Origin of the sequence: Propionicicella superfundia DSM 22317, from assembly GCF_000423465.1 — a bacterium.
Taxonomy (GTDB): domain Bacteria; phylum Actinomycetota; class Actinomycetes; order Propionibacteriales; family Propionibacteriaceae; genus Propionicicella; species Propionicicella superfundia.
Genome location: NZ_AUIA01000019.1, coordinates 37,412 through 61,561 on the forward strand (window position 1 = coordinate 37,412; position 24,150 = coordinate 61,561).

The following is a 24,150-nucleotide window of genomic DNA, read 5'->3' on the forward strand; positions in this document are numbered from 1 at the left end:
TTGGGCGTCGTGGCATTGACAATCGGAATCGTCGGTCTTCCCAACGCGGGCAAGTCCACCCTGTTCAACGCGCTGACGCGCAACGACGTCCTCGCGGCGAACTATCCGTTCGCGACGATCGAGCCGAACATCGGCGTCGTCGGCGTCCCCGACGGCCGGCTGGACGTCCTCGCGAAGATGAACGCGTCGGCCCAGATCGTCCCCGCCACCGTGAGCTTCGTCGACATCGCCGGCATCGTGAAGGGCGCCAGCCAGGGCGAGGGGATGGGCAACGCGTTCCTCGCGAACATCCGCGAGGCCGATGCGATCTGCCAGGTCACACGCGTCTTCCGCGACGAGGACGTCACGCACGTCAACGGCGCCGTCGAACCGGGCGCCGACCTGGAGATCATCACGACCGAGCTCATCCTCGCCGACCTGCAGACGATCGAGAAGGCGCTGCCCCGGGTCGAGAAGGAGGCGCGGATGCGCAAGGAGCGCCAGCCGGCGCTGGCTGCCATCCAGGAGGCGCAGTCGGTGCTGAACGAGGGCCGGACCGTCTTCCAGGCGGGCCTCGACCCCGAGCCGTTGCGCGACCTGTTCCTCTTGACGGCCAAGCCGTTCCTGTACGTGTTCAACGTCGACGCGGACGTCCTCACCGACGAGGCCCACCTGGCTGAGCTGCGGGCTCTCGTGGCCCCCGCCGAGGCCGTCTTCCTCGATGCCAAGGTGGAATCGGAACTGGTCGACCTCGACCCCGCCGAGGCGCGGGAGTTCCTCGCCGAGATGGGCATCGCCGAGCCCGGCCTGGACACCTTGGCGCGCGTCGGCTACGACACGCTCGGGCTGCAGAGCTTCCTCACCGCCGGCCCGAAGGAGTCGCGCGGCTGGACCATCAAGAAGGGCTGGACCGCGCCCCAGGCCGCGGGCGTGATCCACACCGACTTCCAGAAGGGCTTCATCAAGGCCGAGATCGTGTCCTACGACGAACTCGTCGCCGCCGGGTCCCTCGCCGCCGCCAAGGCCGCCGGGCGCGTCCGCCTGGAGGGCAAGGACTACGTCATGCGGGACGGCGACGTGGTCGAGTTCAGATTCAATGTATAAACAAGGAGCCCCCGCCGTGGCGGAGGCCCCTGAAGTAGATGCACCGGTCCAAGCCCGATGCTCGGGTGAGGCCTCGGCCTAAGGTAGGGTTATGACCCTGAAAATGGTAGCGTAGTCAACCTGCTGGTAGTATGCTGGCTGCGTGCCCTACCTGCAACGGACCATTGATCGGGAGCTGGATGAGTTGCTCGCGCACGCGCCGGCAATCGCCCTCGATGGTCCGAAGGGCGTCGGCAAGACTGACACCGCGAAGCGGCGAGCCCACACGGTGTGGTTCCTCGACGACGCTGCCCAGCGTGAGGTGGCGCAGGCCGATTTCGAGCTGACAGCCGTTCCCGAGGGCACCTTGCTGCTGGATGAATGGCAGAAGCTCCCGCAGGTTTGGGACTCCGTGCGACGCCAGGTGGACGCTGGCGCTCGGCCTGGTCGGTTCCTACTTACTGGTTCGGCGACTCCTGTAGACGCGTCGGGTACGCACAGTGGGGCTGGCCGGATTCTGTCCCTGCGAATGCGTCCAATGGCACTTCACGAGCGTGGGGTGGTCGTGCCCGCCGTGTCGCTGGAATCCTTGTTGGGTGGTGGGCATCCCGAGATCAACGGTCATTCCAGCTACGAGGTGCGTGATTATGCCGAGGCAATCGTCGGCAGCGGGTTTCCCGGGATCATGGGCGCTGCGCCTCGCCTGAGGCGCAGCCTGCTGGATGCCTATCTTCAGCGCGTGATCGATCGTGATTTGCCCGATCTTGGCTTTCAGGTGCGTCGGCCCGAGACGCTCCGTCGCTGGTTGACGGCCTACGCTGCGGCATCCTCGACGACGACGGCCTACTCCAAGCTGCTGGACGCCACCGCCGGAGGAGATGGACGCCAGCCGGCTAAGACCACCACGATTGCGTATCGTGATCACCTCACTCGGCTTTGGTTGCTCGACCCCGTGCCTGGCTGGATCCCGGCTAGCAATGAGATTCGGCGCCTGCAGCAGGCGCCGAAGCATCAGCTCGCTGACCCGGCGTTGGCGGCCAGGTTGCTCAATCTTTCCGCAGACGCGCTGCTAGGCCATGCAGGCGTGCACATGGTCGGGCCGCTGTTTGAGTCCTTGGTAACGTTGGGTGTCCGGGTAGCCGCGCAGATGTGGGAAGCCAAGGTGTTCCATCTGCGGACCAACGCGGGGGAGCATGAGATCGACCTGATCGTCCAGGGGGTGGATGGACAGGTGCTCGCCATCGAGGTGAAGCTGGCGCACTCGGTCTCCGATGCCGATGTTCGGCACCTTCTGTGGTTGCGTGAGCAGATTCCTGATCGCGTCGCAGACCTGGTCGTTGTCACCACCGGAACCACCGCCTACCGCCGCCGCGATGGCGTCGCCGTGATCCCGTTGGCGCTGCTCGGTCCATGAGCACAAGCCGTGTTAGATCTGCGGCTCAGTCAACCGTGTCTCATCCGTTCCGGCCAAGTAGTACGCGCCTAAGTCTTCGTGAGGTTGATACCGGGCCGCTTTGTTGAGTGATGGCTTCCACGATCACGAGGTCGGTGGTCGGGAACGCCGGGTGCCACGGCGGCAGTGGTCGCAACTCGCTCGCGTCAATCACTGACCTTCACAGCGCTCGGAACGTGGTGGAGTGAAGGTTTAACGCGTGAGGTGCGTGATGGTGGAGACTCCGACATCTCCCGCTGAGAAGTGAGTCCCCCGGACCTGGCCCGGCTCGAACGGGCTGCCACCCTCTCAAGCAGCGGGCGGGCTGCTCCCTTACCGGGTAGGCGCAGCTTGGGCAGGCTCAAGGCGATGCTACTACTCGTAAACGGCGCAGGACGCTGCGGCGAGTCTACTGGTGACGGGGAAGTGTCTTGGCGCATCGATCCAGACCTACTCACACCTACCCGGCAGATACTCACAACGCACGGGACGTCGTGGAGTTCCGCTTCAACATATAGACAATGGACCCCCGCCACGGCGGGGATTCCTGAGGTAGATGCACCGGTCCAGCCCGGTGCTCGTGTTCGTCGCACTAGGCTTTCGGCCGTGAGGAGGGAACGTCCCATTGAGGCTGGTTGTCTTTGGATAGTCAGCGTTTGGTCCCTGCGGTCTGCTTTCGCTACATGGAGTTGCTATGACGGATACTGGTGGAATTACGTGGGCCACGATAAGCGGTCGAGATGGATGCGATGATGCATTTCCGGTTCGTTGTTCGGTGTTCGTCGAAGAGCAGGGCATCCCCGCTGACGAGGTATTTGATGGCCTCGACGAAGAGGCGGTTCACATCATAGGTTATTCCGATGGCTTCGCGGTATCCTGCGCCAGGTGTGTTGATGAAGGCGGTGGACGGTGGAGAATCGGTTGGGTTGCGACACGTCAGGCAGTCCGTGGCGCAGGACTAGGCACCCAGGCGATGAACATCGCTTTCGAGGTTGTCACCGGACTCGGCGGGCGGGAGGTAGTGCTTTCCGCACAGGGCACGGCCACCTCGTTTTACGAGAGTCTGGGATTCAATCAGTGTGGCGTGCCTGAGGAACTGCCTTCGGGCTTCGTCCTCATTCCCATGCGCCGCGTCCTCGACGGCCGAGGCGGTAGCACCGTACCGCGCTAGGGCTGCCCCGATCCGGGTCACGTCGACGTTGTCGTTCCGTCGCTGATTCGGTTGACGGCCTCGTTCGCGGCCTCGCCACGCATCGCGGCATGTTCTTTCTGGTGCCACGGCGCTCTCGGTGCCGCGGACCCCAGGTCCGGGCTTCCGCAGGTGGTGAAGGCGTCAGGACTTCGGTCGAGGGGACTCGTCCCAGGCGAGGTCGAGGGACGCGGCGGCCGTGCGGAGCATCGTGTCGCGGGTCCACAGCAGGGCGTCCGGGGTCCGTCGGGCGGACGCCAGTGCCATCCACCAGACTCAGGCCGCGGGATGCGAGCGTCTGCGCGTCGATGAAGCGCAGCACTTCGTCATCGGAGGCGCGGCCGGCGTGGGGAGATTCCCCAGCAGGCCCAGGATCGCCGCGACCGACACGGTCAGCGATGGGTCACCCCTGAATACTGCCTGCTCTACTGAGACAGGGGGGTCTCCATCCGTATTTTCCGTCGGTCGCCTACTGGATCCTGCGGCATACTTCCTCGGAAACGCCATGTGTGGTCGATAAACTCGCTATTTGAATTAGGGGCATTTCTCCGTATCTCTAGCCGACGCGAGCGATGCCCTACGGGGTGTATCGCTAGCGGGGATTGGTCGCGATGGTAAAATTGGACAGGATCGATCAAGGCATCGTCCGGTTGCTCGTACGGAACGGGAGGATGACCAACCACGACATCGCTCGCGCTCTCTCCATCTCCGAATCCACGTGCAGCGTCCGCATCAAGTCGCTGATTACCCGCGGCGTGATCAAAGGTTTCTCTGCGTTGATCGAACCGGCCGATTTCGGGCGCTCGGTGCATGCCGTGATCCTGGTGACACTGCAACCGACGGCTCGCAAGCTGCTGCTACAAGAGGCCGCGCGGCTGACGGAGGTCGACGGCGTCCTGGAGGTGCTGTTCTTGGCAGGGGTCCACGACCTTCTGGTTCAGGTGAGTCTGCCAGACACGACGGCGCTGCGAGATTTCGTGGTGCGCGAGTTGAGTTCACGCGACACGGTTGCCTCGACCGAGACCAGCGTGGTGATGGAGCATCTCCGCGGGCAGACTCCGGTGCCGCTCTGCGATCTCGCCGTCGCCGAAGGCCCTTCGGCAGCCGGTCACCCGTCTTCGTCTGCTCGGCGGGGGGAGTGAAGGATGGGTTCAAATACATCGAGTGTCGCCACGACGCGGCTCGATCACATCCGACTCAACCTGGCCGCCGTCCGCCAGCGGGTGGGTGACCGTCTCGTCCTCGCGGCTGTCAAGGCCAATGCCTACGGACACGGCGCGGTCGCGGTGTCGAGGATGATCGAAGCCACCGGAGCTGCCGACTGGCTCGGCGTAGCGCACGTATCCGAAGGTCTGGACCTACGGCGGGCCGGTGTACGTCTACCCATTCTCAAGCTGTCCGTCGCCCGGGGAGACGAGGTGGGCCAGGCGATTGCGTCCGGCATCACGCTCACTGTCACCGACGAGGCGTCGATTCTCGAAGCCGGACATTCGGCGACCGCGCTCGGTGAGGTGGCGGAGATCCACCTGAAGCTGGACACCGGCATGGGCAGAATCGGGCGGCGGCCCGACGCCGCCCCGCGACTCGCCGCCCTCGCCGCGAAGACCGCCGGCGTCCGGTTGTCCGGCGTCTTTTCCCATCTTCCTGTAGCCGACATGCCATCCCAAGACCGCTTCACCGCCGACCAGCAGCGCCTCTTCGGCGAGGCTGCCAACCTTGTCGAGGCTGCGGTGGGTCCAGTGATCAAGCACCTCGCCAACTCCGCCGGGGTCCTGGCCCATCCGGGTAGTTGGTTCGACATGGTGCGTCCCGGCATCATGATCTACGGCGCCTATCCCGACCCGGCCTGTCCGCACACCGTCGCCCTCGAGCCGGGCATGGAATGGACCACCACCGTGTCCTTCATCAAACGCGTGCGCCCTGGCGAGACCGTCGGCTACGGGCGTACCTGGACGGCGACGGAGGAGACCCGGGTAGCCACCATTCCCGTCGGCTACGGAGATGGATACTCCCGGCGGCTGTCCAATCGGGGTCGAGTCCTCATCAACAACCGGAGCTACCCCATCGTGGGCCGCGTGTGCATGGACCAGAGCATGATCAACCTCGGGCCGACGACGAACGTTGCCGTTGGCGACCCGGTGATCCTTCTGGGCAGAAGCTCGTCCGACCGGATCACGACCGATGATCTTGCGGAGTTGATGGAGACGATTCCCTATGAGGTCACGTGCCTGCTCACACCGCGGGTGGTGCGCGAGAGCATCGAGGTTCCAGGCGAAGGTGCTTAGCGGCAGGAGCCCGGTCGCCGAGCTTCCTGCTTCGTCGAGCTCCACCTGCCGACGAACCTTCGAAGTTCACTCGGCGTCATGGCGGTGCCGTCTCCGAATGCGATTAGTTGGTCTCGGCGCTTCGATGAGCCACCCGATCGGAAAGGCTCTGGGGCGACCGCTAGAACCTGTACTCATTGCAAAGGAGCAACAAATGAGGATCGGCGTCCCCAAGGAAATCAAGGCTCAGGAAAACCGCGTCGGGATCACCCCGGCGGGTGTGCACCAACTGGTTCAACACGGTCACACCGTGATGGTGGAGACCGGAGCGGGCGTCGGCTCGGGAATCAGCGACGACGACTTCAGCCGTGCCGGCGCGACCCTGGTGTCCGCCGCCGACGCCTGGGGCGAAGCCGAGCTGGTGATCAAGGTCAAGGAGCCGATCGAGTCCGAGTACCCGAATCTGCGCGAGGATCTCGTGCTGTTCACCTACCTGCATCTGGCGGCCGATCAGGCCCAGACCGATGCACTGCTGTCCTCGGGAACCACGGCGATCGCCTACGAGACGGTCCAGACCGCCAACGGTGCGCTGCCGTTGCTCTCCCCGATGTCCGAGGTGGCCGGCAGGCTGTCGATCCTGGCGGGCTGCAACTCCTTGATGAGGCACTGCGGCGGCGATGGCGTCCTGCTGTCCGGCGTGCCGGGCACCAAGAACGCCAAGGTCGTGGTCATCGGCGCGGGTGTGGCCGGCAGCAACGCGGCCCAGATGGCCTTCGGGCTGCGAGCGGATGTCACCGTCATCGACATCAACCTGGCACGCCTGGCTCAACTCGACTCGGAGTTCGACGGTCACGTGAAGACGATGTACTCGACCGCCTACTCCATCGGAGAGGCCGTCGTCGATGCGGATCTGGTGATCGGCTCGGTGCTGATCCCGGGTGCACGGGCACCCAAGCTCGTCACCAACGCCATGATCGCCGCTGCGAAGCCCGGTTCGGTCTTCGTCGATATCGCCGTCGACCAGGGCGGCTGCTTCGAGGACACACACCCGACGACCCACGCCGACCCGGTCTACAAGGTCCACGATGCGACGGTCTACGCCGTTGCCAACATGCCCGGAGCGGTGCCCGTCACCTCCACCTATGCGCTCACGAACGCCACCTTGGCCTACGCCACGCAGCTTGCCGACCTCGGGTGGCGTGAGGCGCTCACGGCCAACCCGGCGTTGGCCAAGGGTCTGAACACCTTCGCCGGTTCGCTGGTCAACGCTCCGGTCGCCGAGGCCTGGAACTACGAGGCGATCGCGCTGGCAGAGGTCCTCGGTTAGCACCGGGCCGGACGCTCAGGGAGATTGTCATGACACAAACGGATCGCAGCGCCATTCACCCGGTCGGCGAGCCCAACCCAACCGAAGGAGCAGATGGTCTCAAGCGTGGCTTGGGCAATCGGCACCTGCAGATGATCGCACTCGGGGGGGCGATCGGCACGGGCCTGTTCATGGGTTCGGGCAAGACCATCCATCTGGCCGGTCCTTCCATCCTGTTGATCTATGTGATCATCGGGTTCTTCCTCTTCTTCCTCATGCGGGCGATGGGCGAGCTGCTGTTGTCCAACCTGCGCTACAAGTCGTTCCGCGACGTCGCTGAGGACAAGCTGGGCGCCTGGGCCGGCTTCTTCTCGGGATGGACCTACTGGTTCTGCTGGATCGTGATCGGCATGTCCGACCTGATCGCGGTGACCAGCTACGTCACATGGTGGTTCCCCAACTGCCCGCTGTGGATACCCGCTGTCCTTCTGGTCGCGTTGTTGCTGGGGCTCAACGCCGTGGCCGTGCGTCTGTTCGGCGAGATCGAGTTCTGGTTCGCGATCATCAAGATCGTCGCCATCGTCGCGCTGATCGTTGTGGCCGTCGGCATGGTGATCATCGGCTTCCAGAGCCCTTCTGGGTCGCATGCTTCCGTGATGAACATCCTCAACCTCGAGCATGGCGGCTGGTTCCCCAACGGCATTCTCGGCTTCCTGACAGGCTTCCAGATCGCCTTCTATGCCTTTGTCGGCATCGAATTGGCAGGAACGGCCTCGGCCGAGACGAAGGACCCTCACCGCACCCTGCCCAAGGCGATCAACGCCATCCCTATCCGGATAGTCTTCTTCTACGTCTTCGCGCTCATGGCGATCCTGGCTGTGACGCCGTGGGAGGAGATCAACCCCGAGATCAGCCCGTTCGTGAACATGTTCGCCCTGACGGGTCTCGGCGTCGCGGCCGCGGTGATCAACTTCGTCGTCCTCACCTCGGCGGCGTCGTCCATGAACTCCGGGATCTATTCGACGTCCCGGATGCTGTTCGGCTTGTCCCTGACACGACTTGCCCCGAAGGCATTCGCCAGGCTGTCGAAGTCGTCGGTTCCCGTGAATGCCCTGGTCTTCTCATGTCTGTGCGTGCTTCCCGGCGTGGTGCTGCTCTATGCGTCGGACTCGATCATGGATGCCTTCACCTACGGCACCACGTTGGCGTCGGTGCTCTTCATCTTCGTGTGGACATTGATCATGGTGTCGTATCTCGTGTACCGCAAGAAGACTCCGGAACTCCATCGGAGTTCGTCCTACAAGGTGCCGTTCGGAGTTCCGATGAGCTACGTGGTGCTAGGTTTCTTCGTCGTCATGCTGGTGATCCTCGGCCTCGACATCGACACGTTGATCCCGATGGCGATCGCACCGGTCTGGTTCATCATTCTGGGCGTGGCCTATGCCATTCGCAAGCAGAGAGCCGCGAAGTCTGGGCTCCAGATCGGCTCAGCCGAGCACTCTGACCAAGAGTGAGGCCAGTCGTCACCCAACGATGAATCGGGCGGGTGCGGTCGTGAGCCAAGACCTTCATGATCGGCCGAACGGACGGAAGACCTGCTTTCTCTGAAAGTCGTGTTCTCCCGTCCGTTCGGCGCCAGGGGTCGGCCTGGATGCTCTCGTCCTTGGGAGAGGGCCTGACACAGTCGGACGCCTTCCTGTATCGGCCTGGGCGCGCCGACGATCTCGCCGGTGCTACGCCTTGGGCGCCAGCGCTACCGAAGGTCGAGGAATGTACTCTGTGCCGATCATCTTGACCATCTCGCTCTCGTCGGAGTCGGCTTGCATGAGAAGCGAGGCGGCGGCGCGGCCGAGCGCCGCTCGGGGAAGGCGAACGGCGGCGAGTCCGGGATCGAGAAGTGCGGCGGCGTCACTGTCGCTGAACGTCAAGAGGGAGAAGTCGTGAGGGATGCGGATGTGCAGGGCACGCGCAGCCCGCATGAGGACATACGCGAGGCGTTCGTCGTCGCAGATGACTGCCGTGACTCCCGTGTGGTGCCACCGTCCTAGGAGCGTCTGGGCGTGGTGGAGGGCATCTGGCTGTGTGGGTGAGAATTCGTCGCACAGGACTTCGGCTCCCGATTGCACGAGCTGGGCGATGAGGAGCTTGCGTCTGTGCCACATGGCGAAGGATTCGGTCGCCAGATGCACGTGACCGATCCGAGCATGTCTCAGGGAACGCAGGTGAGAAACCGCCTGGCTCATGGCCCGGGCCTCGTCGTAGGTCACGAGGTGTGCGCCGGGCGGGGCTTCCGGTGCATCGATGACGATGATCTGCGGACCCTGAACACGCTCCAGGGCCAGAAGCTCGCGTCGAGACGGAGCTGCGACAAGAACGGCACTGGTGCCCGCACCGACCGCTGAGGCGATGATCGACTCCGGTGCGTGGCGGCGGTCGCCTGGACGGGTGTCGACGATCGTGATCTGCCATTCTCGGCTGAGACCGCGAGCCAGGCCGTCGAGAATGCTCCCCACATAGTGGCAGAGAGCTCCCGGAAAGAAGAGCGAGATGCTTTTTCCGGTTCCGCCCGAGAGCCGTCGAGCGGAGCGATTGGCCCGGTATCCGAGTTCGCTCACGGCAGCAGCGATACGAGCCTGCAGGTCGGGCCCGATGCGCCCGGCGTACTTGCCCGTTGTCCAGAGGGAGACGGCCGCCTGCGAGCACCCCGCGCGGCGTGCCACGTCCAAAGAAGTGGCACGCCGGCTGGTGGCTCGATCGCTTTCCATTGGGATCCCTCCGATCCAGATCGGCCGCGATGCCACGAGAGGCGTCCCCCCGGCGGTTTCCGCCTCCAACGGGCGGCACCGGGACATGATGCAGCGCTGTCGGTCGAAGCTACTGGTGCACAGGCACGGGTAAGATTCCCATCCGGTCGCCCAGAAGATCGCAGCGTCGAGTTCGTATCCCGAAGGGCGTTTCTGCGTAGTGGGTCCCAGTCCGGTAGGGATGCGATCCCAGGGCCGCCATCTCGACCGAGCCGTGGACGATCCCGGCCAACGAACAGTGGATCCTCGGCTACGAGGGTGGTGTGCATCACAGTTCAGTAACAGATGTTGACCCCACCCATGCAGTGTGGAAACGTTTCCATGTAAACGTTTCCATGCGCGACCCAAAGGAGGGGGAGGTGCATCAGGCGACCATCCGCGATGTCGCGGGCAGGGCGGGCGTCTCGATCGCCACGGCTTCACGGGTGCTCAACGACGCGGGCAACACCTCCGAGGCATCGCGTGCGCGCGTCCGGGATGCGGCGCGCATGCTCGGCTACCGGGCGAACGGGCGCGCGCGTTCGCTGCGCTCGTCCCGGGCCGACACCATCGGGGTGCTCATCTCCGATATTCGAAACCCGTTCTTCGCGGACATTGCTCACGGTGTCGAGCAGGCGGCTCTCGCCGCCGGGATGGTGACGGTCGTGTGCAACGCGAACGAGTCGACCCAGCAGCAGGCGCTGTGCCTTGACCTGCTGCTCACTCAACGTGTGGGTGGCATCGTGATGGCTCCGCAAGGAGACGGCACGGGCGCTCTGACGACCGTTCTCGACCATGGGCTTCCGTTGGTGTTCGTCGACCGGGTGGTCGAGTCGGCTCGGCCCGTGCCGTCGGTCACGTCCGACAACGTGGCGGGTATCGTCCAAGCTGTCGAGCACCTGACCGGTCTCGGGCATCGCCGTGTCGGGTACGTCGCCGGGCCGCAGCAGACGTCGACGGGCCGCGAACGGCTGTCCGCCTTCCAGCGGGCTGCTGCCGAACGCGGGCTTGATCTCGATCCTGGCCTGATCCATCTCGGCGACTTTCGTATGGCCAGCGGTGAGTCGGGCGCGCACGTGCTTCTCGATCTGCCCGAGCCACCGACGGCGATCATCGCCGCCGACTCGCTGATGACACTCGGTGTCGCCATGGCGTGCCGCAAACGCGGCGTCGTGATCGGTCGTGAGCTGTCACTGATCGGCTACGACGACGAGCCCGTGTTCTCGCTCATCGATCCGCCGCTGACCGTGATCGCTCACGATCCGGCCCGGATGGGTGAGCTGGCGTTTCGCATGATCGCCGATGTCATCGCGGGGGAGTCTGTCGCCTCGATCGTCTTGCCGACGGGATTGATCGTCCGCGGGTCCACCGGCGCGGTCCCGACTGGAGGTCACTGATGAATCTCGCTCCCGTGCTGCGCCTGGAGGGTGTGTCGAAGTCGTTCGGCCCGGTCAACGTCCTTCGGCAGGTGACTCTCGACGTCCACCCGGGCGAGGTTCTCGTCCTGCTCGGCGAGAACGGCGCCGGCAAGTCCACGCTCATCAAGATGATCGCAGGCATCCATCATCCCGACGCGGGCCGCATTCTGCTGAACGGTGAGCCCGCCGACCTGTCATCCGTCCACATGGCCGAATCGGCGGGGATCGCCACCATTCACCAAGAGCTCAACATCGTCGGCTCGCTGTCGGTGGCCGAGAATGTCCTCCTCGGACGACTGCCGAACCGCTGCGGCGTGCTCGACAGGAAGCGAATGCGTCGCGCGGCGTGCGAAGCCGTCGCTCGGATCGGTCTCGATGTGGACGTGGACACCCCGGCCGACTCTCTCGGCGTCGCCCAGCAGCAGCTCGTCGAGATCGCCAGGGCGCTCACGCTGGACGCCCGGATCCTCATTCTCGACGAGCCGACGGCCGCGCTGACGGGCTCCGAGATCGACGATCTGTTCACGATCATGGACGAGTTGCGTCGCCGGGGTACGGCCATGATCTTCATCAGTCATCATCTGGAGGAGGTCGCCCGCATCGGGGATCGTGTGGCGGTCCTGCGTGACGGCGACCTGATCGACATCGTGCCCGCCAGCACGCCAGAGGACGAACTCGTTCGCCTCATGGTCGGACGCGCTATCGAAGACCATTACCCGCGTCGGCGGGAATACGAGGGTGCGCCGGACCTCCTGCTGGAGGTGAACGGCCTGTGCCGTGGAGCCCGCGTGCGGGGTGTCTCCCTCGAGGTGAGGGCCGGCGAGGTCGTCGGCGTCGCGGGCCTCGTGGGCGCGGGTCGAACGGAGTTGCTCCGTTGCATCGCAGGTGCCGACCGCTACGACGCCGGCACCGTGACACTCCGCGACGGCCCCGTCGGCAAGGGCAACGTCGGGCAGGCAGTGATGCGCGGCATCGGTCTGGTCCCCGAGGACCGCAAGAATCAGGGCCTGGTGCTGGGTGCGTCCGTGGTCGAGAACGTCGGCTACGCCACCTTGCGTTCGACGTCGCGCGCCGGTCTTGTGGATCGCAAGGGCCAGCGGGCCCGTGCGTCCGAGGTGACCAAGCGCCTTTCGGTGCGGATGCGGGACATCGACCAGCCTGTCCGCGACCTCTCGGGCGGCAACCAGCAGAAATGCGTGTTCGGGCGCTGGGCGCTGGCCGGATCGCGGGTGCTGCTGCTCGACGAGCCGACCCGGGGTGTGGACGTGGGAGCCCGCGTCGAGATCTACGAGTTCATCAACGAGATCACGAGAGCCGGAGGTGGCGTCCTCATGGTCTCCAGCGATCTGCCCGAAGTCCTCGGCATGAGCGACCGCGTCCTGGTCATGAACAACGGACGGATCGTGGGCGAGTTGGCCGCCGAGGAGGCCACCCAGGACTCGGTGATGAGCCTGGCCGTTCGAGACCTTGACGTCTCAACTCTCTGATCCCGCCCCACGGAAGGAAACCGCTATGACCACCGCCACACCGGCCGGTCGCCGCCTCGCCGCGCAGACCGGGCGCTTCGTCTCGGCCAATGGCGCCCTGGTGGGGCTCGTCGTGCTCTGCCTCGCGCTGTTCATCGCCACCCCGCATTTCTTCACTGCCGAGAACCTGGTGAACGTCGGCGTGCAGGCGTCCACGATTGCCGTACTGGCTTTCGGACAGACGTTCGTGATCGTGGCCGCCGGGATCGACCTGTCGGTCGGGTCTGTGGCGGCGCTGGCGTCCATGGCCGCTGCGTGGATGTACGCGGACGCGGGACTTCCCGGGCTGCTCGCCTTGCTCGCCGGACTGTTGACCGGTCTCGTCGTCGGGCTGGTCAGCGGCTTCGCGACGTCATACGGCAAGCTCCCCGCGTTCATCGCGACGCTCGCCATGCTGTCGGTGGCGCGTGGTCTGACTCTGGTCATTTCGGACGGACGCCCGATCTCGACGCCCGACGCTATCTCGTTCCTCGGCTCGGACATTCCCATCGCGGGCGGGGTGACGTTGCCGGTGCCGATCCTCGTTCTGATCGTCGCCGGGCTCGTCTGCAGTTTCGTGCTGAACCGCACGGTGATCGGCCGCTCGATGTACGCCGTGGGTGGAAACATCGAGTCGGCCCGACTGGCCGGTCTGCCCGTCAAGCGCGTTCTGGTCACCGTCTTCGCCTTGTCGGGGCTGTACGCCGGATTGGCGGGGCTGGTGCTGGCAGGGCGGCTCAGCTCGGCCCAGCCGCAGGCGGCCAGCGGCTACGAACTGGACGCCATCGCGGCTGTCGTCATCGGCGGCGCATCCCTTTCGGGCGGAGTGGGCAAGGCCAGCGGCACACTCGTGGGTGCGCTGATCCTGGCGGTCATTCGCAACGGGCTGAACATTCTCAACGTGTCGAGCTTCTGGCAGCAGGTCGTCATCGGGCTCGTGATCGCCGCAGCAGTCGGCATCGACGTCCTGCGCCGCAAAGACACCCGCCACTAGCGGGCATAGGAATCTGTCCGCTCCGGCGGATCAAGTCCACAACCACCTCACCAAAGAAGGAAGAGGGCAACTCATGAAGAAAAGGCTACATATTGTCGCGCTGTCCCTGGCGGCCGCGATGGTGCTCACAGTCTCGGCCTGTGGGCGAGACGCGGGATCGTCCGATGCTTCGTCGGGTACGGCGGGCCAGAAGAAGGTCACGCTTGCTTTGTCCACGCTCAACAACCCGTTCTTCGTCGACGTTCGTGACGGAGCCCTGGCGGAGGCTGAAGCCAAGGGCCTGAGCCTGACCGTCCTCGACGCGCAGAACGACGCGACAACGCAGTCGAACCAGATCCAGACGGACGTGTCCGCAGGAACTGCGGGCATCATCATCAACCCGGTCGACTCCGATGCGGCAGCCGCAGCGATCAAGCCGGCGCTCGACAAGAAGATTCCCGTCGTCGCGGTGGACCGGGCCGTCACCGGTGCGACGGTGACGTCGTTCATCGCGTCCGACAACGTGGCGGGCGGCAAGCAGGCAGCGGACGCCCTGGCGAAGGCCATCGGTGAGAAAGGCAAGATCATCCAACTGCAGGGAACAGCCGGCACCTCTGCCAGCCGCGACCGCGGTCAGGGCTTCACCGACGGCATGAAGGCCTACCCCAACATCCAGATCGTCGCCACGCAGACGGCCGGTTTCGACCGAACCCAGGGGCTCGACGTGACGACGAACCTCCTGCAGGCCAACCCCGACGTCGTAGGCATCTTCGCGGAGAACGACGAGATGGCGCTCGGTGCGATTCAGGCCCTCGGGGACAAGGCGGGCAAGACCGTCTTCGTCGTGGGCTTCGACGGCTCGGCGGACGGGCTGAAGGCGATCACGGCCGGCACGCTCACCGCGACGATCGCGCAGCAGCCGAAGGAACTCGGCAAGACGGCGGTCGACGCCATGGCCGACGCGCTGGCGGGCAATACTCCGGCCGCCACGCAGCCGGTGCCCGTGCAGACGGTCACCAAAGACAACGTCGCCGATTTCTCCTGATCCCGGCGTGATCACACCATGAAGAACAGGACTGCTGAATGCCGCGTGGTCGTTGTGGGATCGGTGAACGCCGACCTGCTGGCGCGCGTGGCCCGACGCCCCGGCCTCGGGGAGACGGTCATCGGGCAATCCCTGACCGTCTCGCCCGGGGGCAAGGGGGCGAACCAGGCACTCGCTGCCGCTCGCACAGGGGCCGACGTCGCCCTGGTGGGCGCTGTCGGCGACGACGAGTACGCGGCGGGCGCGCTGAGCCTGCTGCGCGATTCGGACACCGATTTGTCGGCGGTGGCGAGCGAGTCGACTTCTACCGGGGTCGCGGTCATCACCGTCGGGCCGGACGGCGACAACTCGATCATCGTCATTCCGGGCGCGAACGGCACGGTTGGGCGCGAAGCCGTCGCCCGCCACGCCGGCCTCATAGCGGGCGCAGCCGTCGTTGTCGTACAGATGGAGATCCCGCGTGACGGCGTCGAGGAGGCTGCCCGGCTCGCCACGGGACGACTCGTGGTCAACTACGCACCGGTCGTCCCGATCGACCCGGACGTGCTGCGCCGTGCCGATCCGCTCGTCGTCAACGAGCACGAGGCCGCAGCAGCGGCCTCGCTGCTGGCGTCGGGCTCACCCGATGCCGCGCCTTTGGCAGTGGGGACGGAGGCCGACTGCGCCCAGGCGTTGATCGAGGCCGGCGTCCGCAGCGTCGCCATCACTCTCGGAGAACGGGGGGCGCTGATCTGCGACGGGCCCGGCCGGCCGATCGTGCCGATCCCGGCGATCCCGGTGCAGGCGGTGGACACGACCGGCGCGGGGGATGCGTTCGTCGGGGCGCTCGCCGCTGCGCTTGCAGACGGTTTCACCTTGGAGGATGCGGCGGGGATGGCGACCTCCGTGGCGGCGTACTCCGTGCAGCGCCCGGGGGCGCAGGCGTCCTATCCCAGCGTTGAAACTACACTGTAGATCGCGCAATAGCAGGAGCGGCTCCTGCCCGGCCGGTTGAACAGGTTCGGGAGAAGGAGCCGCTCCGTGCGACGACTCAACGGAGAACATGAATGAAGAGAACTGGCATCTGGAACGCGGACCTCAGCTATCATCTCGCGAAACTTGGTCACACCCAGATCGTGTTCGTCGTGGACGCCGGAATGCCGTTGCCCTCCGGCATTCCGACCGTCGATCTCGCCCTCGTGGCGGGGGTGCCGACTTTACGGCAAGTGCTCGACGCGCTCCTTGCGGAGATCATCGTCGCACAGAGCACTGCTGCACGTGAGTCCAGTGACACGGTGGTCGCCGAGTGGTTCGCAGGGCATGGGCTCACTCCCGAACTGGTCAGCCACCAACAGCTCAAGGCGATGCTCTCGCAGGCATCGCTCATCGTGCGAACCGGCGAGGCGACGCCGTTCGCCAATGTTGCACTTCATTGCGGCGTGCCGTTCTAGAAACGTTGTCGCGCACCGATGCTCGCAGCGGTCGGTGGTGTTCGGACGGCAGAGGGTCTGGTACCGCTTCGCGTGAACAGTCTTGGCGCCGCCTCCGGCCTTGGGCCAGGTCGGAGGCGGCTGCCAAGAGTCGTCAGGTGCTGTGAGTCGTCAGGGGTCACCGGGCCCGTTCGGGTGTCACCGGTCCGTGCCGATGACCGTCGATGACCTCCTTCAGGCGGCGCCCGGTGGACTTCACCGACTCCGTGTGGCCCTCGGCCTCGTCGAATCGCTCATCGATTCTGTGCGCCAGATCCGCGATCCGTTCTGACAGCCGCTGCTCCGACTCCGCCATTGCTGCGATGATGCTCTGCTCAAGGCCGTGAATGTCCTGTTCCGTCATGCCTGGTGACGGTACTGTGACCCGAGGCTGCTACGTACCCCCGGCCGGGCAAATAGGTACGAGCAGAAACACGCCACATGCGTGCCAGCGTCCACACGCATTACCTTTTCTCGTTGCGGCACTGCCCCGGCCCGAGCCGGCGGCTGTTCACGGCTGGGGATCGAACCGGCGACCTTCCGGTTTGGACGGCAGCAGTGCCAGGACGATCACGATCGGGCCACCGACGTACGGCACCAGTTCGAGCAGGGCCCACAGTCCTGCAAGGTTCGCATCGTGCAGTCGACGCCACAGCAGCGCCAGGGCGGGCACGAGCAGAGCGAGCCCGATGACGAGGGACAGGCCGACCCCGGCGAACATCACGCCCGCGCTCGGCGCGTGCACCAGGCCGGGCGACGTCTCGGAGAAGACCTCGTTGCCGTTCGCGTCGAAGCCCATGCTTGTCCTGATGGGGTTCTGCGCTGCCCAGGTCGCGCTGTTGACCGCGCCGATCACCGCCAGGCCGCTCGGGATCAACTGGACGAGGAACCCGAACAAGGACGGCCACCAGTACTCGCTGCGTGAGGCTCGCCCCGTGAACACCGCGTACTTCTTGAAGAATCGCTTCACTGCGGTGCCGAACGACGCCCCGTACAGGGGACGGGAAAGGTCGGCCGGGTCGCTTGCGCCGCCCAAGTCTGTGGAGAGCCCCACGACACAGGGCTCCGGTGCTGGAATCGTCATGCTCTCTTCTCTCATGTGCCAGCGCTGGAAGTCAGCGCGGGCTTGAAGCGGCATCAGTGTGAGTCGACTCTGTGGTCGATGGGGCGGGACGCAGGGCACGTTGGGACTTTGTGCGGGCGATCCGGGATGTTGGCTGGGGTTGGTACGAGCGCGAAGGGGGCGGATAGGTAGGGCACAAGCGTGGACTACGGGCCTGGGCGCGGCGCCTCCTTCGGCGACCGGTTCTTTGTCCGCAAGGCGCCGTGCTGGGAGCCGGCGTGGGCGCTCGGTCGCGCCGACGACACAGATCTCTTCGGGTGCGGCGGGCGGCCGGCCAACTGTCTGCGATCTGCCGACGGTGAGGATGAACGCGAGAACTCGGCCTGCCGTGAGCGACGAGGTGTGTCTTGGCCGTCAGCCCGCCACGCGAGCGGCCGATCGCGTGATCAGCGGATTCATCACCGAACTCCTTGCCGTTCGTACCTGCTTCTGTGCCCCGACGGTTGGGCGTCGACGAGTTCGGGCAGCGGAAGGGGATCGCGCCGCGGGGATTCGAATCAGCCCCTGAACGCCTGCTGCGTTCGTGGGAGCTGAGTCGTAGATGGAGGGCAGTCAAACGGGGACTGCCGCAGGCGTACGGTCGTCGACGGCGAACTGAGACGCTGACAGGCGCCGTTCCGGGAGGGTCCTTTCGACAGGCTCAAGGGTCCTTTCGACAGGCTCAAGGGTCCTTTCGACAGGCTCAAGGGTCCTTTCGGCAGGCTCAAGGGTCCTTTCGGCAGGCTCAAGGGTCCTTTCGGCAGGCTCAAGGGTCCTTTCGGCAGGCTCGTGGGTTCTTTCGGGGGGCTCGTGGGTTCTTTCGGGGGGCTCGTGGGTTCTTTCGGGGGGCTCGTGGGTTCTTTCGGGGGGCTCGTGGGTCCTTTCGGCATGCTCAAGGGTCCTTTCGGGGGGCTCATGGGTCCTTTCGACATGCTCAAGGGTCCTTCGGGCGAGCTACGGAGTTGTCGGTCGGAGACTACGAGTGTCTGGTTCCCAGCGGGCAAGGCCCGAGTGCTGAGCCCGTACTCCGGGCGCCGCTGATCCATTCTGGACGCAGATCGGTCGTGTCCAGCCGGGCGGCCGAAGAGGGGGCCGTTGCGCCCCCATGGGCGCGCGAGGATCGGAGAGCCGTGCAAAGCGCAGAGGCGGGTCGTGTCTACCGCAGGGCTACTTTCAGACGGCTGCTTCAGGACGTGATGGCCTTTGACGGCGGGCGGTGTCGCGCGGCATCGGTGGAACCGTATTGGTTCGACGAGACTGCGCGCGCAAAGGACCAGGCTCGGGCGCTGGCGATCTGCGACCGATGCCAACTGGCGGAGTCGTGTCTGGCGAGGGGCACGAGGGTCATGGGTTCTGGAGTATGGGGTGGAGAGGTTCTCCACGAGGGCCGTGTGCTGAAGCATCCGTCGACGCGGGGGGTCGAGTCGCCGTGATGCCTCAGGACTTCGGACGGAGCCCGCACAGCCCCGGATCGCCGGCTGAGCGGGCGCAGGTCGCGATCGCTGCGCTGGCCGCACTGTCGGACGGGAGGCAGGACGGGCCGTTGGCGTTGGCGAACACGTTGCGGCAGATCGAGAGCCTGATCTCCGAGTACGGTCACGACTCGTTGCCGGCGACACGGTTGACCGTGGCCCGGCTCCGCCTGCGTCGAGGGACGGCGTTGGCGAGGCTTCGTGAGGTCGACGCGGCGCTGGAGGAGTTCGAACGCTTGGACGGCGCTCTGGGGGCCTCCTCCGATCCTTTGCTGCGCGAGGTGGCAGCGGAGGCATCGATCGCCCGTGCGGACCAGCTCAGGGCAGTCGGTCGGCGGGACGAGGCGCTGGCCGCTCTCCATGGGTTCACGGCGCGGTACGCAGACGCGGTTCAGCCCCACACGCAGCGGTTGCATGCTCAAGGGCAGTTGGATCTGGTCAGGTGGCTGAACGAGTCGCGGAACCCGGGCGACGGCCCGGCGGGCAACCGGCCGGTGGTCGATGCGTGCGATGCGCTTGTCGCAGCGCATGGCCGCAGCGACGACGGTTTCGAGGCCGGGTGCGTCGTGCTGGCGCTTCGCGTGAAGGCGGCCGCGCTGAGAGAACAGGCCGACTGGGCGGGTACAGGCGACGACTCCGGCGCCGCGGCGCTGCTGGAGCAGGCGGACGCGCTCGCCGGAGAGGCGTGGCTTCGCTACGCAGATGTCGATGACGAGTTGGCCGAGGCCGAGCTTCTCGACCTGATGGTGGATCGCGTCGAGACCCAGAGTTCGTCGGAGTGGATACTCGAAGAGACGGAGCGGTTGCTCCGCCGGTTCGGAGATGTGGACAACCCCGAGTTGCGGGCCGGCATTGCGCGGACGTTGCTGCTGCGCGCGGAGACCCAACGGGCGCTGGGCGACGTCGACGAGGCGCTTGTCACCTTGAACAGACTGGTTTCGAGCTATCTCGAGAGCGACGATGTGATGGCGTGTCAGGTGGCGGTCCAGGGGGTGTTGGAGCGTGGCGATCTCCTGTGGCAGCAGGGGCGTGAAGATGAGGCGCTGCCGGACCTGCTGAGCGTCGTCCGTGTCTTCCAGAACGAGGGCCGCGCATCTGTCGACGAGACAGTGCGGCTGCGCGCGGCCGAAGCGCTGACGATGACTGCGAACATGCTGGCCGAACGCCTCCCGTGCGATCCTGTGGCGGGTGGAACTCGCAGCGTCTCGTGGTCGGTCCACAATGCTCCGACGGGCGGGTTCTCCGATGGTTCGGATGACGAGGCCTATGCCCTTGTCGTGAACACGCTCGTGTGGCTGTTCGCGAGCGATCGATCGCGTCCGATCCGCCGGCTGGTCTCCGGCGCGCTGGACGATCTCGGCCGGTACCAGTTGTCCCGAGGGCACATCGATGCCGGAGTGGCCACCTGCCGCCGTCTGGCAGGGCTCTTCGTCGACGACACGGATCCCGAGATCGCGTGCGACGTGGTGGCTGCACTCCTCGAGAGCGGCCGAGCGCTTGCGGCTTGTGGTCGCCACCAGGAGGCTCTCGCCCTGTACGACCTTGCGCTCGGACGTCCGGGAGTCGATCACGAGCTCACCCTGGGTGAGATCCTGACCGAAACGCGTTCTGCTCGACTGATCTGCAAGCGCCAACTGACCGTCGAAGACGGGGAGGCCGGCGATGCCGCCCCTCCGGGCGAGCCCGTGGGCTCGGCACGCGGGACCGTCACGGAGGAACTGCGTCGTGCCGAAGGCCTGCAGGCGGAAGGAGATCTGCGCGGATCGAGCACGGTGTACAGCCGAGTCATCGCGTCATGCGTTGCGGCCGGCCACCCGTTGCCACGCTGCCGATGCCCGTACGCGATGGTGAGGAAGGCGCAGAACCTCGACGCACAGGGGGATCGGGAGGCAGCGCTGGCGTGCGTCGAAGAGGCGCTGGAACTCCAGGACGGCGGCCGTTCGATGGGCACGGAACACGACATCGCGCACGCCCTCCGACTGAAAGCGATCCTGCTCGACAGGCTGGGCCGCCATGAGGAGGAGCTGGACGTCTACGCCGAAAGCGTCGCACGATGGGCCGCGTCAACCGATTCCGAGCTCCGCGAGATCGCCGCCTCCGCCATGTGGGCCGAGGGAACAGCGTTGGCCGATCAGAACCGACTGGCGCTTGCTGCGGTCACGTACCGATCGGCCGCGCGCCGCTACCTTGCCGACGCGAAACCGGCCATTCGCCTTCACGGCGTCGAAGCCGCGCTCGGTCTGGCGGAACTCGAACAGACGCAGGGCCGGCCCGGGGCCGCGATCGAGTGGTACCGGGCCGCGATCGAGGCGGCCGCCGGACAGAAGGCGCCGGACGTCCGCGAAGCCGGCGTGAGGGCCCGGGTCGGCCTCGCGCGGGCCTACGCGAGGGAAGGTCGCTCCCGACTCGCCGCGGAGCAGTTCAGCGCCGCGTTGCGTGCCTCCCGCTATGACGTGAGCGAGAGGACTCGCAACGGTCTGAAGGGCGAACTGCGTGACGCGCGGTCGGCGGCTGGTGGCGCATTGTCCCGCCTTCGCCGTCGACTCGCCGACCTCCGTCGCGGGTGAATCACGAATGCCACGTCGACACCACGTAGTCGGATGTCGGTGGGCACTGAGGGCGGACGTTGTCGGTACGTGGATCGTCGAGGGTCGTCCTGAGCGGGGTCGTGACGCGTCGATCATGGGGTCGACTCACTCGGTGGACGAGGGCGAACCGGGACTATCTGGTCTCCGTGGATTCGGCTTCATTCGACCGTTCCGAGGGCGTCGATGCCGTAGGGCCTTCTACCTGGAGTAGTCCGTTATGAACCGCAAGTCCTGCTTCGCCGCGGCCTCCTTGGCCGTCGTCACGATCTCGTCGTGCGCGATCGGCCTGGCCGCTCCCGCCCACGCCGACGACGCCGCGCCGATCGAGCCCACCTCCACGACGACAGCCGCAACGCCGGTCGAGGAGCCCGCCACCAGCCCGGCGACGGAGGTGACGTCGGGTCTCCCATCCGACGCGCCGCAACCCCCTGCAGCGGACCAGGACGAGACGCCGACGCCAGACCCGATCCCGGTCGCGGACGAGCAGGGCGAGACGTCGAAACCCGAACCGGCTCACGCCACGGCTGCTGCCGATGACGCCTCTGCGTCGGAGCCTGCTCCCGCGGCGGTGGCGTCGGCCGCTCAGACGTCGCGGGCGAAGCCGCAGCCGAGGGCTGCGAGCGACTACGCCACGACCGTTGACGTTGCTCAGGTCGGGGTTTCGCTCACGGGCCCGAAGGCCTCCCTGACCGTGACGATGCCGATGGGCAACACCCCGGCGGGCACGCTGAAGAACTTGACGGCTGTCCTCGTCAACACCTCCGCCTACGAGCTGCGGCTCGTCGAGAACGTGTCCAGCTACGACGTCCGGATCACCGGATCGGGTTCTGCGAACGTCACCGTGGAGTCGTACGACGTGCCGAGTCCGGTCACGCTCCAGCCCGGCGCGTCGATCACCGTGACGGTAGCTGCCGGCGTCAAGACCGGAGGCACCGCGGCCGCCAATCCGTCCGCGGCCGTCGGCTACAACGTCGCCCGTGTCTACAACCAGAACTGGAACGACGACGACTTCTACAACGACGGCTACCCCGGGTCGATCCAGCAGCCGCATATGGACAGCTCCGTGTACACCGTCAACGCGTCGGATGCGGATCTTCAGGGTGTTCTCGACAGCGAACACTGGTCCATCGGCGGGGCCTCGCCGGGTGAGGTCTACGGCCAGCACGCCGTGTTGGCCAACGATCTCGATGTGCCGATCGTCGTGCGCTACGTCGGCGCGAACGACGCCGGCACGATCGCCCCCTACATCGGCGAGACCATCAAGGGCTGGCCGGGGGAGGTCACCCTCAGGCCCGGGGAGTCCACCAGCCCGTTCGACCTCTTGGTCGGGATGCCGTCGTTCATCGGCAACGAGGCGAAGGGCACGAGCGGCACCTTCTGGTGGCAGTGGAGCATCACCGCGATCGATGCGCCGGTCGCGGTCGACGACGAGACCAGCACCGCGTACGGCGCCCCCGTCGACATCGACGTGCTCGCGAACGACTCCGGGGCGGGGCTCACGGTCACCGGCGTCGAGGGCGACGGCGACACGGCCACGGTCGGCTCCTGGCAGTCCGCCGTCGACGGCGACGGCCGCCCTGTCGTGCGGTTCACCCCGGCCGACGGGTTCACCGGCACCGCGACCGCGACGTACACGGTGACCGACGCCTACGGACAGATCGCGACCGCGACCATCACCGTGACGGTCGGTGCACCACCGGTCGAGCCGGTCGTGGTCGACGATCGCAGAGAGGTCGGCGCGGGCGGCTCCGTCACGCTCGATCCGCTCGCGAACGACTCCGGGTTCGTCGCAGACACTCTCACGCTCGACGTCGACGCCGCGGAGCTTCCCGACGCGTGGCACCTCAACGCTGACGGGACGGTGACCTTCACGGCCCCTGCGGGTTTCGTGGGTCAGACACGCATCGGCTACTCGTGGCGGAGCGTCGACGGTCTCATGCACGAGGGCGTCATCACGGTGACTGTCGCAGCGGCGCCCGCCAAGCCGAGCGAACCGGCCATCAAGCCCGACCAGCAGCTCCCTGTCGTCGGGGACGAGACGATCGCCTCCACGAGCGCGCCGGACCCCACGGGCCAGGAGCCGTACCACGGAAGGGGCCTGCCGAACACGGGCTCCTCGCTGAGTGAGAGCGACGCCTGGACGCTCGGCCTTGTCGGGCTGGGTTCGGTCGGCATCGGCACCTGGCTCGTGGCGGCACGCCGCCGATGGAGCTGACACTTCCGACCACAGAGCCGCCCCGGTTGCAGCCCGGGGCGGCTCTCTGCGTCACGGGGATCAGTCCACAATTTCTTTGGGGCCGCGGCGCTCAAGCGACCGCGGCCCCTTTGGGGGGATGGAGCCAGCCTCGGAGGGGCTTCGGCGCAACGAAGGGATTTTCGGGAGGAGCGCCGTGCTGACCGACTTCAACGAGGGCAACTCTGCCCTGGACCGACCCAGGCCCGTGGCCGTCGCACCCGGTCTAGGGGCGGCCGGCACCACCACCACCGCCCCCGAGGTCGCCGACACGTAGGCAGAACACCCGGACTACGGGCTTCGGACACCGAGCAGGACAGCCGCGAGCAC

19 protein-coding genes and 1 pseudogene are annotated in these 24,150 nt (G+C 66.2%); 16 read left to right on the forward strand and 4 right to left on the reverse strand.

The window, feature by feature from the left end; all coding sequences use genetic code 11:
* The first annotated feature begins 9 nt into the window (after positions 1–9).
* The 3 genes from ychF to G555_RS21715 all read left to right on the forward strand — a co-directional run bounded on the left by ychF (position 10) and on the right by G555_RS21715 (position 3,665).
* Positions 10–1,083 (forward strand): redox-regulated ATPase YchF, encoded by a 1,074-nt coding sequence (gene ychF / locus G555_RS0103780; protein WP_028707832.1) that lies wholly within the window; start codon positions 10–12, stop codon positions 1,081–1,083.
* A gap of 142 nt (positions 1,084–1,225) precedes the next feature.
* The gene (locus tag G555_RS0103785; RefSeq protein ID WP_028707833.1) at positions 1,226–2,476 is read left to right on the forward strand and encodes an ATP-binding protein; all 1,251 of its coding nucleotides are present in this window, start codon (positions 1,226–1,228) and stop codon (positions 2,474–2,476) included.
* Between the two features lie 712 nt (positions 2,477–3,188).
* Positions 3,189–3,665 (forward strand): GNAT family N-acetyltransferase, encoded by a 477-nt coding sequence (locus G555_RS21715; RefSeq protein WP_084634677.1) that lies wholly within the window; start codon positions 3,189–3,191, stop codon positions 3,663–3,665.
* Positions 3,666–3,827: 162 nt separating this feature from the next.
* Here the strand turns inward: G555_RS21715 and G555_RS23190 are convergent, their stop codons facing one another.
* Positions 3,828–3,950 (reverse strand): hypothetical protein, encoded by a 123-nt coding sequence (locus G555_RS23190; protein WP_281168169.1) that lies wholly within the window; start codon positions 3,948–3,950, stop codon positions 3,828–3,830.
* A 344-nt stretch (positions 3,951–4,294) separates the two neighbouring features.
* On the opposite strand from G555_RS23190, the gene G555_RS17845 reads away from it, so the two are divergent.
* From G555_RS17845 to G555_RS0103810, 4 genes are all read left to right on the forward strand, one after another.
* A complete protein-coding gene (locus G555_RS17845) occupies positions 4,295–4,825 on the forward strand; it encodes an Lrp/AsnC family transcriptional regulator (RefSeq protein WP_051208403.1) in 531 nt (176 codons plus the stop codon).
* Between the two features lie 3 nt (positions 4,826–4,828).
* Entirely contained in the window at positions 4,829–5,968 is a 1,140-nt protein-coding gene (gene alr / locus G555_RS0103800) for an alanine racemase (protein ID WP_084634679.1), read from the forward strand.
* Between the two features lie 193 nt (positions 5,969–6,161).
* Positions 6,162–7,274 (forward strand): alanine dehydrogenase, encoded by a 1,113-nt coding sequence (ald, locus tag G555_RS0103805; protein WP_028707835.1) that lies wholly within the window; start codon positions 6,162–6,164, stop codon positions 7,272–7,274.
* Positions 7,275–7,303: 29 nt separating this feature from the next.
* Positions 7,304–8,767, forward strand: a complete 1,464-nt coding sequence (locus G555_RS0103810) for an amino acid permease (RefSeq protein WP_084634681.1) — start codon at positions 7,304–7,306, stop codon at positions 8,765–8,767.
* Positions 8,768–8,986: 219 nt separating this feature from the next.
* On the opposite strand, the gene G555_RS0103815 is transcribed toward G555_RS0103810, so the two are convergent.
* Positions 8,987–10,018 (reverse strand): LacI family DNA-binding transcriptional regulator, encoded by a 1,032-nt coding sequence (locus tag G555_RS0103815; RefSeq protein WP_169337859.1) that lies wholly within the window; start codon positions 10,016–10,018, stop codon positions 8,987–8,989.
* Between the two features lie 398 nt (positions 10,019–10,416).
* On the opposite strand from G555_RS0103815, the gene G555_RS0103820 reads away from it, so the two are divergent.
* From G555_RS0103820 to rbsD, 6 genes are all read left to right on the forward strand, one after another.
* Positions 10,417–11,433, forward strand: a complete 1,017-nt coding sequence (locus G555_RS0103820) for a LacI family DNA-binding transcriptional regulator (protein ID WP_028707838.1) — start codon at positions 10,417–10,419, stop codon at positions 11,431–11,433.
* Complete coding sequence (locus G555_RS0103825) at positions 11,433–12,941, forward strand: sugar ABC transporter ATP-binding protein (RefSeq protein WP_028707839.1); 1,509 nt, start codon at positions 11,433–11,435, stop codon at positions 12,939–12,941. Before G555_RS0103820 ends, G555_RS0103825 begins: the two co-directional genes overlap by 1 nt.
* Before the next feature lie 25 nt (positions 12,942–12,966).
* Positions 12,967–13,953, forward strand: a complete 987-nt coding sequence (locus G555_RS0103830) for an ABC transporter permease (protein ID WP_028707840.1) — start codon at positions 12,967–12,969, stop codon at positions 13,951–13,953.
* A gap of 73 nt (positions 13,954–14,026) precedes the next feature.
* Entirely contained in the window at positions 14,027–14,977 is a 951-nt protein-coding gene (locus tag G555_RS0103835; protein ID WP_028707841.1) for a substrate-binding domain-containing protein, read from the forward strand.
* 18 nt (positions 14,978–14,995) lie between these two features.
* Complete coding sequence (locus G555_RS0103840; RefSeq protein WP_028707842.1) at positions 14,996–15,931, forward strand: ribokinase; 936 nt, start codon at positions 14,996–14,998, stop codon at positions 15,929–15,931.
* A 92-nt stretch (positions 15,932–16,023) separates the two neighbouring features.
* On the forward strand, positions 16,024–16,407 hold the full coding sequence (gene rbsD, locus G555_RS0103845; protein WP_028707843.1) for a D-ribose pyranase: 384 nt from the start codon (positions 16,024–16,026) through the stop codon (positions 16,405–16,407).
* A gap of 157 nt (positions 16,408–16,564) precedes the next feature.
* On the opposite strand, the gene G555_RS22155 is transcribed toward rbsD, so the two are convergent.
* Both G555_RS22155 and G555_RS0103855 read right to left on the reverse strand, forming a co-directional pair.
* Complete coding sequence (locus G555_RS22155) at positions 16,565–16,789, reverse strand: hypothetical protein (RefSeq protein WP_156887421.1); 225 nt, start codon at positions 16,787–16,789, stop codon at positions 16,565–16,567.
* A gap of 147 nt (positions 16,790–16,936) precedes the next feature.
* Positions 16,937–17,407 (reverse strand): annotated as a pseudogene (locus G555_RS0103855) (DUF805 domain-containing protein); the annotation flags it as partial.
* A 1,316-nt stretch (positions 17,408–18,723) separates the two neighbouring features.
* On the opposite strand from G555_RS0103855, the gene G555_RS23340 reads away from it, so the two are divergent.
* The 3 genes from G555_RS23340 (at position 18,724) to G555_RS0103865 (ending at position 23,802) form a co-directional block, all read left to right on the forward strand.
* The gene (locus G555_RS23340; protein WP_425413822.1) at positions 18,724–18,960 is read left to right on the forward strand and encodes a WhiB family transcriptional regulator; all 237 of its coding nucleotides are present in this window, start codon (positions 18,724–18,726) and stop codon (positions 18,958–18,960) included.
* Entirely contained in the window at positions 18,960–21,566 is a 2,607-nt protein-coding gene (locus tag G555_RS0103860) for a tetratricopeptide repeat protein (RefSeq protein WP_156887423.1), read from the forward strand. Before G555_RS23340 ends, G555_RS0103860 begins: the two co-directional genes overlap by 1 nt.
* A gap of 238 nt (positions 21,567–21,804) precedes the next feature.
* On the forward strand, positions 21,805–23,802 hold the full coding sequence (locus G555_RS0103865) for an Ig-like domain-containing protein (protein WP_028707846.1): 1,998 nt from the start codon (positions 21,805–21,807) through the stop codon (positions 23,800–23,802).
* Positions 23,803–24,150: the final 348 nt, after the last annotated feature.